The 20105-nt window shown below is 37.0% G+C and carries 17 protein-coding genes; 3 read left to right on the top strand and 14 right to left on the bottom strand.

The genetic code is table 11. The features are described 5' to 3' along the window. Positions 1 to 117: 117 nt before the first annotated feature. The 5 genes from HYQ40_08165 to HYQ40_08185 all read right to left on the bottom strand — a co-directional run bounded on the left by HYQ40_08165 (position 118) and on the right by HYQ40_08185 (position 5573). Positions 118 to 822, bottom strand: a complete 705-nt coding sequence (locus tag HYQ40_08165; GenBank protein ID MBZ6527752.1) for a response regulator transcription factor — start codon at positions 820 to 822, stop codon at positions 118 to 120. 234 nt (positions 823 to 1056) lie between these two features. Continuing rightward, positions 1057 to 2436, bottom strand: coding sequence for a L,D-transpeptidase/peptidoglycan binding protein (locus HYQ40_08170; protein ID MBZ6527753.1), 1380 nt, complete (start codon positions 2434 to 2436; stop codon positions 1057 to 1059). A gap of 98 nt (positions 2437 to 2534) precedes the next feature. Beyond that, entirely contained in the window at positions 2535 to 3380 is an 846-nt protein-coding gene (locus HYQ40_08175; protein MBZ6527754.1) for an HAD family phosphatase, read from the bottom strand. Beyond that, positions 3381 to 4052, bottom strand: coding sequence for an O-methyltransferase (locus tag HYQ40_08180; protein MBZ6527755.1), 672 nt, complete (start codon positions 4050 to 4052; stop codon positions 3381 to 3383). It abuts the gene before it with no gap. A 114-nt stretch (positions 4053 to 4166) separates the two neighbouring features. Continuing rightward, the gene (locus HYQ40_08185; GenBank protein MBZ6527756.1) at positions 4167 to 5573 is read right to left on the bottom strand and encodes an HlyC/CorC family transporter; all 1407 of its coding nucleotides are present in this window, start codon (positions 5571 to 5573) and stop codon (positions 4167 to 4169) included. Positions 5574 to 6121: 548 nt separating this feature from the next. Here HYQ40_08185 and HYQ40_08190 point away from each other — a divergent pair. Beyond that, the gene (locus tag HYQ40_08190) at positions 6122 to 6754 is read left to right on the top strand and encodes a CBS domain-containing protein (GenBank protein ID MBZ6527757.1); all 633 of its coding nucleotides are present in this window, start codon (positions 6122 to 6124) and stop codon (positions 6752 to 6754) included. Positions 6755 to 6832: 78 nt separating this feature from the next. Here the strand turns inward: HYQ40_08190 and HYQ40_08195 are convergent, their stop codons facing one another. From HYQ40_08195 to HYQ40_08235, 9 genes are all read right to left on the bottom strand, one after another. Next, positions 6833 to 7465 carry an MBL fold metallo-hydrolase gene (locus tag HYQ40_08195; protein ID MBZ6527758.1) on the bottom strand — a complete coding sequence of 211 codons (633 nt, stop codon included), beginning with the start codon at positions 7463 to 7465 and terminating at the stop codon, positions 6833 to 6835. Positions 7466 to 7494: 29 nt separating this feature from the next. Next, positions 7495 to 8643: an alanine racemase gene (alr, locus tag HYQ40_08200; protein ID MBZ6527759.1), complete on the bottom strand. Its 1149-nt coding sequence runs from the start codon at positions 8641 to 8643 to the stop codon at positions 7495 to 7497. Then, complete coding sequence (gene acpS / locus HYQ40_08205) at positions 8640 to 9053, bottom strand: holo-ACP synthase (protein MBZ6527760.1); 414 nt, start codon at positions 9051 to 9053, stop codon at positions 8640 to 8642. Before acpS ends, alr begins: the two co-directional genes overlap by 4 nt. Before the next feature lie 310 nt (positions 9054 to 9363). Continuing rightward, complete coding sequence (locus tag HYQ40_08210; GenBank protein MBZ6527761.1) at positions 9364 to 10884, bottom strand: DEAD/DEAH box helicase; 1521 nt, start codon at positions 10882 to 10884, stop codon at positions 9364 to 9366. Between the two features lie 176 nt (positions 10885 to 11060). Beyond that, a complete protein-coding gene (locus HYQ40_08215) occupies positions 11061 to 12467 on the bottom strand; it encodes a UDP-N-acetylmuramoyl-tripeptide--D-alanyl-D-alanine ligase (GenBank protein ID MBZ6527762.1) in 1407 nt (468 codons plus the stop codon). Between the two features lie 115 nt (positions 12468 to 12582). Then, positions 12583 to 13668 (bottom strand): D-alanine--D-alanine ligase, encoded by a 1086-nt coding sequence (locus HYQ40_08220; protein MBZ6527763.1) that lies wholly within the window; start codon positions 13666 to 13668, stop codon positions 12583 to 12585. Positions 13669 to 13825: 157 nt separating this feature from the next. Further along, positions 13826 to 14647: a hypothetical protein gene (locus tag HYQ40_08225; GenBank protein MBZ6527764.1), complete on the bottom strand. Its 822-nt coding sequence runs from the start codon at positions 14645 to 14647 to the stop codon at positions 13826 to 13828. 483 nt (positions 14648 to 15130) lie between these two features. Continuing rightward, positions 15131 to 15685, bottom strand: a complete 555-nt coding sequence (locus tag HYQ40_08230) for a LemA family protein (protein ID MBZ6527765.1) — start codon at positions 15683 to 15685, stop codon at positions 15131 to 15133. Positions 15686 to 15784: 99 nt separating this feature from the next. Next, positions 15785 to 17266 carry an FAD/NAD(P)-binding protein gene (locus HYQ40_08235; protein MBZ6527766.1) on the bottom strand — a complete coding sequence of 494 codons (1482 nt, stop codon included), beginning with the start codon at positions 17264 to 17266 and terminating at the stop codon, positions 15785 to 15787. A gap of 218 nt (positions 17267 to 17484) precedes the next feature. On the opposite strand from HYQ40_08235, the gene HYQ40_08240 reads away from it, so the two are divergent. Then, on the top strand, positions 17485 to 18351 hold the full coding sequence (locus HYQ40_08240) for a VOC family protein (protein ID MBZ6527767.1): 867 nt from the start codon (positions 17485 to 17487) through the stop codon (positions 18349 to 18351). Between the two features lie 87 nt (positions 18352 to 18438). Next, positions 18439 to 19371 carry a VOC family protein gene (locus HYQ40_08245; protein ID MBZ6527768.1) on the top strand — a complete coding sequence of 311 codons (933 nt, stop codon included), beginning with the start codon at positions 18439 to 18441 and terminating at the stop codon, positions 19369 to 19371. Positions 19372 to 20105: the final 734 nt, after the last annotated feature.

Here is a 20105-nt window from a genome sequence, read left to right on the forward strand (position 1 = left end):
GTACGGCTTATGAAAGTGAAAATGGTAAGCGATGTATGAGCTCTAGAAGCATAACAAAAGCCTGTCATCCAAAGAAATGAATCTTTGAACGACAGGCGCTTATATAGTATAGATAGATTATTCTTGCTCAGGATTCTTCAAAAAGTATCCTACACCACGACGCGTAATAATATAAGTCGGGTGGCTTGGTTGATCTTCGATTTTTTCACGCAAACGGCGAATCGTTACATCAACTGTACGGACATCCCCAAAGTAATCGTATCCCCAAACAGTCTCTAATAAATGCTCGCGCGTCATAACTTGTCCAATATGTCTCGCTAAGTAGTGAAGTAATTCGAACTCACGGTGTGTTAATTCAATTTCTCTGCCTAATTTCGATGCAATGTAAGCATCTTGGTGAACGATTAATTCTCCAACTTTAATTTCATTGGCGTTATTTTCATTTTCGTCCACTTCCCTTAACGCATTACGGCGAAGGTTTGCTTTCACACGTGCCATTAATTCACGATTAGAGAATGGCTTAGTGACATAATCATCTGCTCCTAATTCAAGACCGAGAACTTTATCAATCTCTGAATCTTTAGCCGTTAGCATAATAATCGGAACAGCACTCTCTTTTCTGATTTCACGACACACTTCAAGCCCATCTTTTTTAGGTAACATTAAGTCTAATATAACCAAATCAGGTTTGGTTTCGTTAAATTTTTCAATAGCATCTTCGCCATCAAAACTTGTAACGATCTCATATCCCTCATTCGATAAATTAAAAGTAATTATATCCGAGATTGGCTTCTCATCGTCGACAACGAGTATCTTCTTCATATAGTTTTCTTCCTCCTTACATAAAGGATTAATATTCATACGTGTCAAATATTAATTTAATATATATCATACTAATTATACAGTTTTATTAGATATAGTCAAAATTGACACCTTATATTAAGGTTTTCTTAACTTTTTCCGGATAAACAACAAATGCAAAGTAGCTGAATAAGTTATTCCCTACTTTGCATATTAACCTAATTTATTAAAAAAGTCATATCTTAACCTTTTGGATTAGTGAATAACAACTGGCATACCTTCATATGCAACCGCAAATACTTGTGACATTACTTCTGGTGGTGTATTGATACAACCTAATGAACCAGATACTTGATACGTATTTCCACCAAAGTTACTTTGCCAATTTGCATCATGAATTCCTTGGCCTGTATCATCAAAAGGCATCCAATAATTTACAGGTTGAGTATATTCTCTTTCTGTACGTGGGTTATATCCTTTTAATTCTGCATTTTCCTCTTTATCCCAGATAGAATAAGCACCTGGCACAGTATCTGTACCAATTTGGCCTGTCACAATGGGTGTTTCTACTGCGATTTCTCCATCAACATACACCCACATTGTTTGTAAATCAACACTAATTTCAACATAGCTATTACCAATGTCGTTACCGTCTACTGCGTTATAACCTGTTCCAACAATAGATGGCTGACGCGTAATATCTCCACCAGCTTGGAGGTCAGCTAAAATATTTTGTGTCTCAGATTCACGATCAATTGACCAACCTAGTGTTCCAGGTTCAACAGTAACTTCACCTTCAGAAGTACTTTGGAATTGACGTGGTTTATCATATGTCGCATACTCATCATTTAATGTTCCAAGGTATTCATAGATTAATTCTTGATCAAAAACAATATCATTGTTTGAATCAAAATAAATCCACTCTTCAATCTTTTCTTGAGGGATTGTTACAACGTTACCCGCGATTTCTAGATTGATTGTTGTATTTTTAGCTGATTCAATTTGTTCCATAATTGAATCAATTTTCTCGTCATTACCAGCAACCTCTGGTTGTAAGTATGCTGAATTCACTTCAATCGTTTCTTCACCGTTTTGAATTCCAGTTACAATTAAATCTTGAACTTTCTCAACATCTAATTGATTACCTTCTTCTGCTTCCGTTACAAAGTAACCTTCAGCTTCAGTATAGTCAATCGATGCATCTTGAGCTGGTGTACGATCTTCATTACTTAAGCCCATATCAGCTAGATGTTGATTTAATAATTGTGGATCTAAGTCCATATTATCCATCAATGCATTATCATATTCTTCTGATTGGAAATAACCAGTAAGCCACTCATTAGGATTTTGACTATTATACGTTTGCGTTAAAACTTCCCCCGTTTGTAATTCTGGGTTTAAGTCACCTAATTGAATACTTCCAATTTCTTGGCCATTCTCAGTAATTTGGAATGTTTTGCTGTTAATATCTTCTTCAATTTTTGCTTCTGCTTCTGTTAGTGTTAAGTTACTGATATCAACACTTCCGAAAGTCGTGTTCGCTTGGAATTTCTCAGCGTAATAACCGATACCAGCACTATATGCGACCATAATAATCGCTAGAACTGCTACCACAGAGATAATTAGTTTTTTCATCAGTTCACCTCAAATTTTTATATCTATATTTTTTAGCTGTAACGTCTCATTCAAATATATACTTTAGCATACAAATGTGAATAAAGTATAAATTTTATTTAACTATTGTGTGGCGGTTGTGTGACAAAACGTCTAATAGCATGAGCTACACCATCGTTATTATTTGATAATGTGATTTCGTCCGCAACGGCTCTAACATCTGGATGCCCATTTTCCATAGCCACTCCTAACCCGGCCATATCAACCATTTCTAAGTCATTCAACTCATCACCAATGGTCATAATATTTTCAGCTTTAATATCTAATTGCTTCAACAAAGCTTTTAAGCCGTTCGCTTTATTGGCTAATTTTGGAATAAATTCAATGGCTACAGGCAATGATCGTACGATATGCACTTCATCGTATAACGTGGTCGGAATCTTTGCTAAAAATTCATCAATATATTTTATCTCTGAGAAAGCCACAAATTTATACAAGGTTTCTAACTGGAGAATCTCTTCAAAACTCGCTTTTGTAATCTCAGTGCTTAATATTTTGGCATCATTTTCAACGGTTACATTCGCCATTGTATCATCTACTAAATACAACTTATCTGCGTCAAAACCAACAATTTGTACTTCATCACTACGGTGCTCTTTAAATACATCATAAATGGCTTGACGGTCAGATTGGCTCAAGCTTGTCTCATGCACAATATTAAAATCAGGCAATTGGTGGACCACAGCACCGTTTTGTAAGACTAAATACTCATCGCCATGTCCTTTAGGTAGCTGATCGAACAAGTATTCAATACTTGGTAATGTACGGCCTGTACAAATAACAACTTGAACCCCTTGTTGGATTGCTTCTTCTAAAGCTTTTGCATTTTCTTTTGACATCGTTTTATCGTCTCTTAATAATGTACCATCTAAATCAATCGCAATAAGTTGAATATCTCGTGTCATTTAGTTTGATTCCTTTCTGACCATTAAAAGGCCATCGCCAAGCGGAACAATCGTAGAACGGTTTGTTTTATCATTTAAGATTGTATCGAATAATTCGTTTAACTTGCGGTGAATTTTTCTCACTCGCTTAGGAATTTCCGACTCATCATCTAATACTGTACCTCCTTGAAATACATCGTCAATGATTAAGACGCCACCTTGGCGGAGAAGTCGCATACACTCAGGATAAAACTCGATATATTTCGCTTTAGCACTATCCATAAAGATTAAATCAAACTCTCCATCTAAGGTAGGTAAAACATCTGCCGCATCACCTTCAATAAGGGTAATACTATCTTCCAAGCCCATTTTCTTAAAGTTTTCTTTTGCACGTTCATACATTTTCGCATAGCGATCGATGGTTGTTAAGTGTCCATCTGCCTGTAAATGTTGTGCCATCAAACTTGCTGAAAATCCAATTGCTGTACCGATTTCTAGAATATATTTTGGTTGCATCGTTGCTGTAAAGAAATCAATAAACGTTGCTGTTTCATGGGGAACAACTGGAATACCACGCTCATTAGCATAAGCTTCAATCTCACCTAAAGCACCTTCAAAGCCCAATTGGCCCTCACGCATAAAATCAACTACCTTTTGCATAACTATCGGGCGGTGCATCATTTCGTTTAACATTTAAAAAGCTCCTCTGTTTTTATACTTTTTCAAAAAAAAACGAACTTTTGGCTATTGATCAGTCCAAATTGGCCGACTCAAATGGTACCGAAAGTTCGTTACTTAACTCGTCTTCTAGTTGTCTTCTACGATATCTAAATCTAATAATTCCTCTACAGTCATATCACTCGCATCTGCGGTAACATCTTGGTAAAGGTTATATTCACTTTGAATCTTATGATCGTCATCAATCTCCACATGGATTCCACGTATACGTCCGTTATCAATATGACTTGTCGTAATGACATAATCATTTGCACGCAATATAATACGCTCATCATCATCAGGCACATAACCTAGATGATATATAATTAACCCAGCAATCGTATCAACTTCGTCATTTTCTAATTCAACATCAAAATAATGATTAAACTTGTCAATGGGTAAAATACCATTCACATAATAGTTATTATCATCAATCTTGCGAATATCACCTGCTGTTGTAATATCTGTCTCATCCTCGATATCCCCAACAATCTCTTCTAAAACATCTTCAAGCGTCACAATCCCTTCAACTCCACCATACTCATCTCGCAAAATTGCCAAGTGAGTCTCTTCGCGACGGAATTCTACTAACAAATCGTCGACGAATACGGTTGACGGAACGAATAATGGTTCACTCGAAATGTCAATAATATCAATATTGTCAAAACCGACATGACGAGCATGTTTTAATAAATTCTTCATATGCACAACACCAATAACATTATCCTTTTCACCTTTATAAATCGGAATACGTGAGTAAGGTGTGCTTAGCAATGCTTCAATGTTTTCATTATAGTCGTCTTCAATATCTACCATGATTGTGTCCGTACGCGGAACCATAATCTCTCTAGCCATCTTATCATCTAGAGATAATACACCTTGAAGCATTGAAAACTCAGCTAGATCAATTGAACCTTCTTTTCTACTTTCAGCCAAGATTGCTTTCATCTCATCACGAGTGAATTGCTCATCTTTCTCTGAGAAATCCAACGGTGTTAAGCGTTGTAATAAGCCTGTTGAAGCTGATAATAGGATGATAAAGGGACGGAAAAACTTCTGAATCGTTCCAATGACACCACTTGTACCCATTGCAATTTTTTCAGGCATTTGTAAAGCCACTTGTTTCGGGAAAAGCTCACCGAACACTAAAGTAATATATGACAAAACTAACGTAACGGCAACAATTGCTACAGTCGATGCTCCTGGAAAAGTAGGCAGCATCGCTGAGAATCTGTCAGCAAATGATGTTGCAGCAGATGCACTCGATAAGAATCCCGCTAACGTAATTGCCACTTGAATCGTAGCTAGGAAATCATCAGAATTCTCCAATAAATCCAATACCTTTTGCGCTTTCTTATTCCCATCTTCTGCTAATGATCTCATCTTTGACTGGTTGACTGATACGAAGGCAATTTCACTTGCTGCGAAAAACGCATTGATTGCCGTCAATACTATAATTACTATAACTTGTGTCCACAAGGACCCCGAGGAACCCATTATTTTCTCTCCTTTTGAAAATTCATTTTTTTCTTTACTTATAAATATAAGAAAAAAACGACCAAATTGCAAGATAAAAACGATGAATATCTCGAGTCTTTTTCACTTTTCCTTATATATTTACATTTGAATATCATTGCTCTAAATTGTATAAGCAAATTTTGTACTATTTTCAGTGTTTCTGTCATTCAAACACATGCATGTATCCTGTATTTTTTGTCAGATTTGAGCAAATTTATCTATCCAAACGATTAACTGAAACAATATTAAAAAATTGTTCCGGCTGCGGCGATTAACTAGAACATTCTGAATTTATTCTTGAAGTTAAAATGCAAGCTTACAACCTCTCTTAGCCAATATTATATTTGATAACTACTAGATAACTTATACCAAATATGTTAGAATAACATGTTGTTCTAATTAAAATTAGCGATTTAACATTAGTTTAATATTAAAAATTAATTAGAAAACCTTTGCATTCTTAATCTAGTTTTGCTAATATGAATCTATCAAAATACAGTTAATTTTATTACAAGGAGCTTAGCTTTATGATAAAAAACCTCGTGCAACATAAAGACAATATTGTAACTATTAATGAAACAATGAATTGTCTGGAGGCCATCGAAGTCTTAGAAAAGCATTCATTACGTAATGCACCTGTCGTTGATGCGACAAACACTTTATACCGTGGGAACATATATCGCTATCATATTTATAAATATAAATTTCATCATCCTGACGCTGATCTTAGTCAAGTGAAAGTAACACAATTTCTCAAAAACACGACACGAGTTGTTAATGAGAATGATACTTTCTATCAGTTAATTTTCGCTATCCATGATTTACCATATATCGCTGTCTTGAATAACGAAAATGTATTCACTGGAACAATTCAACATGATACAATGGTTAATTATTTGGCCCAAGCATGGGTCGCAGATAAATCTGGTTACATCCTTGCCATTCAAACCCGAGGTGAAAAAGGAGAGCTCAATAAACTTGCTCGCCTAATCAATCGAAAAACAGATATTAATTCGGCGATTACTTTTGAGAAAACGTCTTATGACACATCAACTTACCTAATGGTAACGCTACCAGATTATTTGGACGCTTCAACGGTACGTGCATTAGTGAGCGACCTTAATCGCCGGAAGTACGAAGTAAATGTATTCACTATGTAGTTGTCTCTCAATAGAAATATAAAATGCCCAAGTTCAAAATCGAACTTGGGCATTTTTGTATTCGTATGTATTCGATCTTTAAGCACGGAAGCCTTGTAGGAAGGGATTCGATTGAATCTCTTGCGAAACAGTGGTGGAACCTCCATGGCCTGGAAACAAGACATAATTTGCTGGAAGAGTTAGGATATCGCGGGCGATACCTTCTAATAAGATATTTAAATCCCCACCCGGTAAGTCGGTACGACCAATCGAACCACTGAACACCGTATCACCACAAATTACAAATTCATCTTCTTTGAATATATATATAACGTGACCCAAACTATGACCCGGAACTAAGGCGATATCAAAGGTAAAAGAGCCTACAGTATGTTCTCCAATATCTGTCCATAAATGCTCGGCAGGTCGGTTTTCCCTACTCAAACTTGGCAGCATGTTAAAGTCAGGATGCTGAAAAAACTCTGCTTCAATCTCATGCACATAGGCTTCAATACCAAACTCATCACGCACCGCATCCACAGCTAAGACATGATCAAAGTGCGCATGAGTAATCAAGACAGCTTGGGGATTCCAGTCGTTTTCTTTAACCCACGCAATAATACGGTCAGCATCATCACCTGGATCAATAATTAAAGCTTCATTTGCTTCATTATAAATAACATAAGTATTTTCTTGAACTAAGCCCACAACTAATTTTTCAACGTTTAACATATCATTGAACCTCCCTGATTATTCTAAAATCACTCATCTAAATAAACTCTAGGAACTCGTGGTCCAATTGAAGTCAGTACTTCGTAGCCAATCGTATCTACTTCTTTAGCGATTGTCGAAGCATGATTAGCCCCTTTATAATCCGTTCCAATCAACGTTACATTCGTACCGATTGGATACTCACGAGGTAAACGAATCATCATTTGATCCATATTAATCGTCCCTACAACTGGGCACGCTTGCCCATCAACATTCAATGATATTGTTTGATAACGACGCAACCAACCATCTGCATAACCAATTGGAATCGTCGCAATCCACTCATCTTCCACTGTTTCGTAAGTCGCTCCGTAACTTATTTTAGCGCCCTTCTCAACTTTTTTCACATAAATTAATTCCGAAACTAATTGTAAAGCAGGATGTAAATCTTTTGTCGTCGGGTTATCAAATTCGTCTTTAGGGTCAATGCCGTACATAGAGATACCTAAACGAATGATATCCGTTGGGTAATTCAGGTGCCATATTCCCATGCCAGAATTAGCAATATGACGGATATTCACTTCTGTTGGGATTGCTTGAGTTAATTCCACCCAGCGATTATATTGTTCTTCGATATAATCAACCGGCCCACCACCAGCCGTTGCAAAATGAGTGAACACCCCTTCCCAATTTGTCCACGGGTAAGCTTTAATTCCCTCTTTAAATGTTTCTACCTCTTCAACAGAACGTAAGCCAATTCGACCCATCCCTGTATCTAAAGCTAAGTGAAATGTTAACTTTGATAAGTTTAACAAACCAAGTTGGTTTGTCTCTTCCAATTGTTCATAAGCGAGCTTGAAAAAGTCTAAGTGGCTCACTGTAATCGTTAAATTATAATGTAAAATTTCTGCAATACCACGTGGATCCGTTAAACCTAAAATTAAAATCGGCACTTGTGAGAATCCTTGGCTACGTAGTTCAATCCCTTCATCAACTGTCGCAACAGCTAAACCGGTTGCTCCTGCTTGAAGTGCTGCACGTGCGATTGGTACCGCACCATGGCCATAACCATTCGCTTTCACTGTCGCATAAATTTGTTGGCCGTCTTTTAAATGACTTTCAACTAACTTAATATTGTGTCGAATTGCAGTTAAATCCACAATCGCTTGAGTTGGTCTATGGTCGCTATAATCTATCATTTATTGGTCTCCTTCTCGTTATCAAAATACTCTTTTAATCGGCTTCTTAATTCATCATCATCCAAATCAACAATCACAGTCGCTGTCGCATGAAAGCGCGAATGACTAATCGATACTTTTGCCACAGGATGAGTAAATGGAGCGTTAGTAACAACTGGCACTCCACGTTCATCAGGTAAGATCGTTATATCTGTGAACTTTAGTTTACTTCCCACACCTGTTCCCAAAGCCTTACCATAAGCTTCTTTCGCACTAAAACGCCCTGCCAAAAAACTAGCTTGTCGTATTTGTGAGTACTTATTGTAAATTTCTAACTCTAGCTCTGTCAGAATCTTTGCTGCAAAACGCGGTTGCCTCACAGATGCTTCTACAATACGTTCAATTTCTATAATATCTGTACCTAATTGCATTCTAGCTCTCCTTCAATATTCATATATTCTTTATTATACAACAAAAGCCGTATGAACATAGTTCCATACGGCTTCTGCAGCAAAATGCGTTAGCTTCCGCCATTGCTTTACTTTATATTATATTTATATATATGTATTAATCATAGATTAATAATGGTTAAAAGTCAGCTTATAACATCGAAAAGCTGAACAAAAGATTAAATACGTTTACTATCAGTGTGTTTACTTCACACTTTTAGACAGTCCTAAATTTAATCCGTTAAAATGAATTTGTTGCTTTTTTAACAAACACTTCAGTTGAATGTGCTAATTAGTCGTTTTTAGACTTAATTTTAAAGTTTTTGCTTTTACGATCGGAATTGTTGCCTTGTTTACCACGGCTACTTCCACCGCGTTCTCCGCGACTACTTCCGCTACGTTCTCCACGGCTGCTTCCACCACGGTCATTACGGTTGTTGCTACGGCGTCTGCTGTATTTCTTGTTGTTGTTTGTTTTCTTTCCACCAGCATTTGGTAATGGTTTTTGTGGAGAGATAACAACTTTAACATCGTTGTTTTCAGATAAAACTTCTTTAAGTAGTGCAGCAACTAGATCATTTGCCTCATAATGAGTTAATAACATTTTAGCTGTGTTACGGTGTTTAGTCGCATCATTCGATTCTAAAACCTCATTAATTTGATCAATTAATTGTTGTACTTGTCCGCTTTCTACTTCTTCTGAAGTAGGAGGGCTTAATGGTTTCATTTGTTTACGTGTTAAGTTTTCAATTGTTTTTAAGTATGACATTTCATTATGTGTAATAAATGATAGTGACATACCATCTTTACCAGCACGTCCTGTACGACCAATACGGTGAACATAACTTTCTGGATCTTGTGGGATATCGTAGTTATAAACATGTGTTACACCTGAGATATCTAATCCACGTGCTGCAACGTCTGTTGCAACTAAGATTTCAACGCGTCCTTGACGGAATTCGTTAATAACACTTGAACGTTTTTGTTGAGTTACATCCCCATGAATTAATTCTGAGTTATAACCACGTAATGTTAAACCACGCCCAACTTCGTCAACACGTTTTTTCGTACGACAGAAGATAATCGCTTGATCTGGGTTTTGTACATCCATAAAGCGCGTTAACACATCGAACTTCTCGTTATCGTTTATTTTAACAAAGTACTGCTCGATTAAATCAGCTGTCATTTGTTTTGCTTCGATTTTAACATGAACTGGGTCTGTTAAAAATTGCTCTCCAAGCTTTTTAATTGCTGGTGGCATTGTAGCCGAGAATAAAAGCGTTTGGCGAGTTGATGGCGTTTTTTGGATGATTGATTTAATATCATCGATGAATCCCATGTTTAACATCTCGTCAGCTTCATCCAATACAACTGTTTCAATGTCTTTTAAGTCTAAGACACGACGGTTAATTAAGTCAAGAACACGACCAGGTGTTCCAACAATAATTTGTGGATGGTTACGTTTAATACGTTCGATTTGTTTTTGGATAGATGTTCCACCGTACACAGTGAAAACACGTGCGCGAACATCTTTACCTAGACGGAATATTTCTTCTTGAACTTGAATTGCTAATTCACGTGTTGGTGCAATTACAATTCCTTGAATTCCTTTGTTATTATTATGTACTTTATTCAACATTGGAAGACCAAACGCAGCTGTTTTACCAGTACCTGTTTGAGCTTGACCAATTACGTCGCGTCCATCAATTGCGTAAGGGATAGCTTGTTGTTGAATCGGTGTTGGTTCCTCGAATCCCATCTCGTCTAAAGTCTTGATGAGTTCGGGTTTTAAATTAAATTCGTTAAATTTCACTAAGGTATTACCTCTTTCTGTTTTGCCTATTGTTATATGTTTGTTTAAAAAGAAAAAACGCCTAGACACTACGCGATATCAGTAAATGGGCATGTGTCAATAGGCGATGCTATGTAATTTTTCACTTTAACCTTTGTTAGTGTAACATGATAGTCCCCGCGTAACAACTGTTTTGTTTATGATTGCGTTTCCTTGTTTGTTAACTCTGTCACGACTTTTAATAAATCGACCCCGAAACTTGATTTTACTAATAGGATATCGTCGGGGTTAACCGTTTTCTCTAGTGATTCAATGAGTTTTTGGTGATTTTCTGGTTCGTATATGAGATGTGTATCATCATATCTTTCTTTTAATTCTTCGTACAAATATTGCATTTGATCGCCAAATAGATAGATTGTATCAATTTTATCCGTTTCAATATCATTAGCTATCTCACGGTGGAACTGTTCACTATGAGGTCCTAATTCGCGGATATCTCCTAGCACTGCGATTTTTCGTCCTTTTTCATTAATCTGTAGCGTTGAGAAAGCTTGTAAAACAGCTCGCATTGATGTTGGACTTGCATTATAGGCATCATTTAATAACTGTGCACCATTTTTGGTCTTTAACCACTCTAAACGATTAGCTGTCAATTTAAACTGAGACAATTGGAAGATAGCTTGTTCGATTGGTACGTTAATACTTTTCGCAATACTTAAAGCAATTAGAGCATTCGATACATTGTATGCACCCATAACTGGAATCATACATAAGACACTCTCATCTAAGTTCGTTCTAAAGTACGTTTTGCTTTGCTCTTCAATTAATTCCTTTGCATAAACATCGCTCGTCTCATCGAATCCGATACTCAGTGTATCGATTGCTTTGTTTAATTCAGGCATTTCACTTTGGATTAAAGGCTCATCACCTGGATAAATGAATAGTCCTGATTCTTTTAAGCCAGATAGAATTTCTAATTTTGCTTTAGCAATTCCTGCTCGCGACCCCAAGAACTCAAGATGGCTCTCTCCAATTAAAGTAATCACAGCAATATCTGGTTGAGCGATCTCGCTTAATTCTTTAATCTCACCAAAATTACTCATACCCATCTCGCAGACAACCACCTCAGTTGTTTCTGGCATCTGTAGTAATGTATATGGTAAACCAATTTCATTATTATAGTTTCCTTGTGTCTTATGTACATGATACTTAGCTGTTAAAGCATTAGCGGTCATATCTTTCGTTGTTGTCTTTCCATTACTTCCGGTAATTCCAATTACAATTGGATCTAAAATCTCCCGGTAATATTTAGCTAACCGTTGCATCGCATCAAGTGTATCATCAACGAAAATACAGGCAATTTTGTCAGAAGGAGCTTCAGTTGGTTCTTTCGACCAAAACGTTGCTGTTGCACCATTTTCAATTGCTTTTTGAATGTAATCATGCCCGTCAGTTTGTCCGCTTGTCAGTGGAACAAATAAACTATCCGGTGTTATCTTACGGGAGTCAAACTCGACATTGTTCATTTCAATATCTCTGTTTGGTGCTGTATAATCAATTGCATAAACTGCTTTAACAACATCCATTAATTTAATGTTTTTCATTTTTTCACCCACCATACGTTTCTAGTTATAAATCATATCTTGTTAAATATATCATATTTTCCCCAAAATAAAATACGAATCATCATTGCAATGCAAATTAATGATTCGTATCGTTTTAAAATTCTAATTTTAACTGTTTGTCTCTCTCATGACGTCGAAGTGCTAATTGGAGTAATTCTTCAATTAAATCGCGTTGGCTTAAGCCAGTACCATGCCATAAATTTGGATACATACTATACTGCGTAAAGCCAGGCATCGTATTAATCTCATTAATATAGATATCTCCATTGCTTGTAAGGAAGAAATCCACTCGTGCTAAACCTGATCCATCAATCGCTCGGTAGGCATCAAGTGCATATTCTTGAACTTGATTCGCAATGTGTTCAGGAATTTCAGCAGGAATTTGCATTTCCACCGTGTTGTTGACGTACTTCTCATCATAATTATAGAAATCAGACTGCTTCACAAGCTGACCTACGACACTCACGTGTGCGTCATCGTTACCAAGCACAGCAACTTCACACTCTTCAGCGCGAATACCTTGCTCAACGACGATACGCCGGTCAAATTGTAAAGCCAGTTCAACAGCTTCAACTAATTCTGTACTATCAACTACACGTGATATTCCAACACTTGAACCTAAGTTTGCTGGTTTCACGAATAAAGGATACAACAGACTTCCTTCACAACGTGCAATTAAATTATCTTTATCTTGTGTCCATTCCCTCTGGTCGAACGCAATATAAGGTACTTGTGGAATGCCTGCGCGTTCGAATAAGTTTTTACTGATGATTTTATCCATACCGGCTGCACTTGCTGCAACACCTGCACCTACATATGGTAGATTTAATATTTCTAAGAACCCTTGAATTGTTCCATCTTCACCGTTTGGTCCGTGAAGAATTGGAAAAACAATCGTTTCTTCTGTCGCAATTTCACCAGGATTAATATAAACGCCCGTAGATGATCCCTCTTCAATATCACACCACGATTCTACTTGTGCTGGTGCTAAGCGTAATTGCTCCGAGAATTCGCTCGGTCCTTCCAACAAAGGCCCTTTAATCCATTTACCTTGGCGGGTAATATATATTGGCTGAACAGTATATATATCAAACATAATTTGTTGAACGATATTATGTGCCGATAATATAGATATATCATGTTCAGCGCTTTGTCCTCCATAAAGCATTGTGATTTTCATAGTCTAAACCTCCAATAATAAACTCATCATGCTATTTAAATTGTTTTATTTTTAACAATAGTAAATATACCATATTTCCACTATAAAAATAGTGTTTTTTTAATCCTCAATTCATAATACAGTATTGTAATTTATGTATTGGAATAAATCAAGATGATCAAGTCTCGTCAAATGAGGTCATAATCCCTTGACTACGCAAATCAAAATCATCTAAGTCTTCAGAGTCTTCAATCAACTCGAGTTCTAACGACCAACGTTGTGCATTTGTATCATAGACTATATAACCAACATGATTTTTATGCATTTGGTCTTGAGTTAATAATGTTAACTCATCCTCAATAATATTTAGCGGCACTTTCCAATATGAACCTGTCTGAATCGCCTGAACAAAATTAATTTTTAGCCCACTAGAAAATAGTGGCGCAATTTGTTCTACAATATTCAGTGGAATTGGATTTACTTTCTCTTTGCGCATAAAAAAGAGTGAACGCGATTCATTCACTAAATCGGCCATTCTTGCTTGGATGACTCTTTGAAAACGTGCATAGAAGTGTGTGACGAATCGATAGAAGACTTTCAATAATCCATTAGGTAATGTTAGAAATACGTAGTTGTTTTGAAGTTTATAGAAAAACGCTGACTTTAAACCTTTATTAGCATGAAACAAATATAAAATCTCAGCAATCTCATTAGCTGTCAATTGATGCATTGACTCCATATTTTCAAAGTCAATCCAATTCGACATACGGAGCTCTGCATTGCTACTAGACTCGAAGTAGTTCGCTACTTCAACTTGGTTTCTCAATATCTTAAAGTTTGTTTGCGCATCAAAACGCCCAACTTCTGGAGGCGCTTGAGCAAGTATCATATTAGTTGGTAAATAACGTGGTTCAAAGTCCTCATGAACCAGATTAATGCCTCGGGTCATAATGTGGTTGGTGACTGAATCATAATGAACATACAGATTTACACGACTCACACTCGCGGCCCCCTTTCTTTCAATTTTATCTCTTAACTTAATACACTTCATTCTACCCATTTTTTTCACAAATTAATAGTATCAAAGCATCGGTTTATGTGACATTTATATTACAAGTTTAATTTTAATTATTTTTTTGCTGTTTTAATTGCTAACTCACGAATAAGTATAATAATCACTCGTCATTTTTATACAATTAACACAAATCCACTCGACTTGAATCTTAATGTGATGATACCCTATTATCTTACTCTCATAAAAATACTTTATATCAATCTCAAATGAATTGCTAGAGATACGCATGTGACTTTGAGTAACTAGTAATTATTTTAATTCGTTTCGGTATTGATAGAATGAAATACGCGAAACATTTCAATAATCCTTCATAATACTTATTAGCTTACCATCTCTTTATGAATTTGATGATAACAAAAGAGCGACGTTGTCCCATTTGGACATGTCGCTCTTCTTTCTTTACTGTAATTAAAATTGTACTTCTGGTACTTGGCGTGCTTCTTCTGGCGTTTCTAATAAGTTTCGACGGCTAAATCCATGCACACCCGCAACAATGTTGGTTGGCACAGTTTCTACAGTTGTATTATATTGCGTTGCAGTCGAATTGTACAATTGACGTGCTGTTGCAATTTGTTGCTCTGTTTTTTCTAATGTTGATTGCAACTGCGTGAAGTTCGTATTGGCTTTCAAATCAGGGTATTGTTCTGCTACTGCTAATAAACGTGACAGTGCACCTGATAGTTCATTCGATTTCGCATTAACCTCTGACGGGTCAGCGTTACTTGGCAAGTTAACCAACTGTTGCCTTGCTTGCGTTACCGATTCTAACGTTTCTCTTTCGTGACTAGCGTAACCTTTTACTGTGTTAACAAGATTAGGGATTAAATCATTACGACGTTGTAGTTGTACGTCAATTTGGCTGAATGATTCATCTACCCAGTTACGACGTTTAATTAAGTTATTATAAATAAGTACCCAAACAATTGCGATAACAGCAATAATTGCTACAATTATCCAAATCATATTCATGCTCCTTCCGAGACATTTTATTTGTTTCTATTCTATATTATATTATATGAGAAATTAAGTCCTTTGTCGAAAATTAACTCCCCTCAATCCGCCTTATATATAAAATGCAACGAGCTCTGGCGTTCTACGAACTAACATATCTGCATGTTGTTGAATTTTTATCGAAGCGTTGTTTTGATAAATAGGACCATTCACAATCAACCCATGTGCATATAAGTTATTCCACTGTCCGTAACGTGGCGAGATTAATGATGCGGTCTTACGAACAATGCTATAGCCACCCGCTGAATCTACTTGAGTATAGCGGTCATTTAGTAACTGCTGATGCAAAGGGAATTCATTCAAGTCTTGAAACTTCATATCTAATCCAGTCGCATTCAATACCCAATCCACTTTTTTAACGACTTCTTTATCTTCATTGCTTAAGATAAATCCACCTTCAAGTGCCAATTCTATCTCTTTTACGTTGTCGAGTATATGAAGTTTTCCTTCATCTACAAAAGATATTAGCTCTTCTGCCGAAGTGTCTGGCATCGGATTGCGAGTGAGTTCAACTACTTTTTGATAAACCTCATCAAACTGTTTACGATCGTCTAACGGCATAGCTTCCCAACCAATCGTCATTATTTCACTGACTCGGTTCATTAAAGATGCCATAATTCCGAACTGATCGCGATTCTTTAAGCCGTTTTGCATTCCTTGTTCCCCTGGAGCCATTTGCTTCTCTTTAAAATATTGGTAATCGATATTTAAATGCTTAACCTCTTTTTTAAATAAACGGTCAAATGCGTCAAACGTGAACTTGCCATTGTTATTCGCTTTTACTTCATCAATTACTTCATCGGTTAAGTGCTGAAAATCCAATTCTACTAAATCATCACCTCGTACTGTTGGAAAAAAATTTGACCGCGAGAACATGGATATATCACGAATGCCACTTTGATTCAATAGATGCTTAGCACAATCAATTGCTGTTAAACCCGTACCAATAATCACCACGGAGTCCGCCTTGTCTATTGGTTGGCACACTTTATCGAGTGGGTACGGATAATGTAAATAATTCGCTTGACCCTTTAAATCATAGGGGTCAATATAACCCTCTACCCCCACACAAATATGAACTTCATCATATATGGTCTCAGAAGGCTCGTTTGAATCCGTGTATTTAACCATCCATTGACCAGTTTCTTCTATATGATCAACCGCAGAGACTTTGCTGTAAATTGGGTTTGCGCCCAGCTTTTCGATTAAATCCATTGTTCGTTCATAGCTATAATCCCCATATAATGACCGAGGAACATAATCAGCCGGCGCATCATCTGAATGGTTTTTTTGTAACCATTCATGGAATTCAGTTAAATTTTCATAATCAAAACTAATCTTAAAACTTCTTGAATTAATCAAGGCTTCAGGAGATTGTTCACTGAATGGAACACCCCGACCAAATGTCTCAGGCTCATCGAAACAATCTATCCGCAAATCCTTAGGCTCTTGCATTGAATATTTTTTTCCATAAGCTAAAAGTACAGCCGCCCCTGCGACTCCCATTCCGATAATTGCGACTCGGCGCATCATTAATCCCTCCCTTTTTCACTTTAATATCTTCATTTTACCACATGCTTTATGCATGACATATTGATTCGCTAGTGTTATAAAAAGTTAATCGTCAATGTGACTTCAAGTGTTGATTATCTCGAATACGTATTGATGTCATCTTTTTTCCGTGTTATTATCAAGTTGTCGTTTGAATGAATTAAACAAACAAAAAAACAGAACTCGAAAGGAAGATATATATGACTATCGAAGCAATTACACAATCATCAACAACTATACATACAACTGGGATCCAACTGAATGCAATTAAACCTACTGAATTAGCGAATTTTTATGAGGTAAAAATTGGTTTAACTTTAATCAACAAAGATGAAAGTGAAAAAATCTATAACCTAGGTACACCAGATGGAACTGTATTAATCTCAATCTACCCAACTACAACAGAAAAAACTCAAAGAACAACTGGGCTTTATCACTTAGCTTTATTATTACCAACACGTGGTGACTTAGGTGGAATGTTACGTCACTTAATTGAAAATAAAGCGAACGTTGAAGGTGCATCTGATCACGGATACAGTGAAGCACTATATTTATCTGACCCTGAAGGTAACGGTATCGAAATCTACGCAGATAAAGATACAAGCAAATGGGACATGAAAGAAAATGGACTTATCGGTGGTATCGTTGAAGCAATGGATGCTGAAGGCGTACTTGCTTCACAAACTGCACCATTTACTGGCGTACCTAACGGAACGACTATGGGGCACATCCACCTACACGTGAATGATATCGAAACAACTTTAAGCTTCTACCACGAAGTAATGGGCTTAGGACTTAAATTCATTATGAACGAAGCTGCATTATTTATGGCGACACAAAACTATCATCACCATTTAGGTGCCAATCTTTGGAATGGCCGCAATATTCCAGCTGCTCAAGACGGAACACAAGGTTTACGTAACTCAATCTGGTCAGGCTCAGCCGAAGATTTAAATTCAATTCAAGCAAATTTAACAGAAAAAGCATATGACTTCACTAAAGACGGCGAGACTCTTTACTTTAAAGATCCAGCTGGAACAGGTATTATTTTAACACCTGTAAAATAATTTATACCTTATGGGGATATAAGCTTTTGCTTGTATGCCCTTTGCTTGTTTACGCATCCCAAAGTCACCATTGAAAGGAATACTTATTTGAAAAACAAAACATTAAAAACGATAGTCGCTCTATTTTTACTTGCTTTAGTAACCAGTCCCTTTAAAGTACAGGCTCAAGACGAAGCCATTGTGTACCCAGCCCGTTACCAATTAAATGCGCTGGATTCAGATAGATTATCTGGTTTTTATGAAAGTAACATGGGGATGAAGGTTCTAGATGAAGCTGACGGCTACTATCGATTAGGAACTTCGGATGAACGTACTTTATTGGAAATCTTCCCGACTGACATCCCTCGTGGAGAAACGCTGTCCACAGGACTTTACCATACGGCTTTTTTATTCAATGACCGAGAATATATGGGGAGCGCGTTGAACCATTTAATGAAAACTCAATCGCCCATCGAAGGTTTTACGTACCACGGTGTCAGTGACGCTATCTATGCTGCTGATATTGAAGGCAATGGAATCGAGTTATATTGGGACTACCCTGAAGAAGACTGGCCTCAAGGCGAAGGCGACGGGGATGTGCAGATGCTAAACGAAGCTCTAGATTATGTGGAATTAATGGAATCAGCAACAGAGGATTTCTCTCAATTAGATGAACGCACTAAAATTGGCCATTTCCATATGGTATCAGACGACTTTGATGCTGCTGGTGATTTTTACAGTCAAGTACTTGGTTTAAATACGCGTAGTTACGTTGAAGGCGACTCATTCTTCCAAGCTTCCGGAAATTACCATCACCATATCGCCAATAATAATTGGTTCGCTGATCAAAATATGTCTCATCCTGAAGAAGGGCAACAAGGACTGAGAGCCGCTGTTTGGCAAACTCAGTCTGAAAACTTCTTCAATGAAGTGATGGCAAACTTAGATTCACTAGGTGTTGAGTATACTCAAGAAGATAATGAATTGAGCTTCAAAGACGCTTCAGGTCTAGGTGTTATTATAGAATTAGTGAGTGAATAAGCTTTTAAGCGTAGAACTTGGGTAGCTAGCCCAATTTCTGCGCTTTTTTGTTGACTATAAATTCTTCTCTGGCATATGGATTCTCATATGAGAGGAATGGCTCCTTTAACTCCCATATGGATTCTCGTATGAGAGGAATAGCTCCTTTAACTCCCATATGGATTCTCGTATGAGAGGAATGGCTCCTTTAACTCCCATATGGATTCTCTTATGACTGGAATGGCTCCTTTAACTCCCATATGGATTCTCTTATGACTGGAATGGCTCCTTTAACTCTCATATGGATTCTCGTATGAGAGGAATAGCTCCTTTAACTCTCATATGTATTCTCGTATGAGAGGAATGGCTCCTTTAACTCCCATATGGATTCTCATATGAGAGGAATGGCTCCTTTAACTCCCATATGGATTCTCGTATGACTGGAATGGCTCCTTTAACTCCCATATGGATTCTCATATGAGAGGAATGGCTCCTTTAACTCCCATATGGATTCTCGTATGAGAGGAATGGCTCCTTTAACTCCCATATGGATTCTCGTATGGTAGGAATAACGACTTTATATACTGGAATAATTGAGCTCGGACCAGCTTCATTTATTAAAGCAGCTTCAAACAGACCTTCGCCAAGATAGCGAAGGCCCATTGATCAATCAATAAGCCCTCGCCAGAATTGCGAAGGATTATAGGTCCAGTTCAAGTTCACGCATTACTTTCAATATTATATTGCATAAGGAT

The organism is Aerococcaceae bacterium DSM 111021 (genome assembly GCA_020112395.1).
Taxonomy (GTDB): domain Bacteria; phylum Bacillota; class Bacilli; order Lactobacillales; family Aerococcaceae; genus Ruoffia.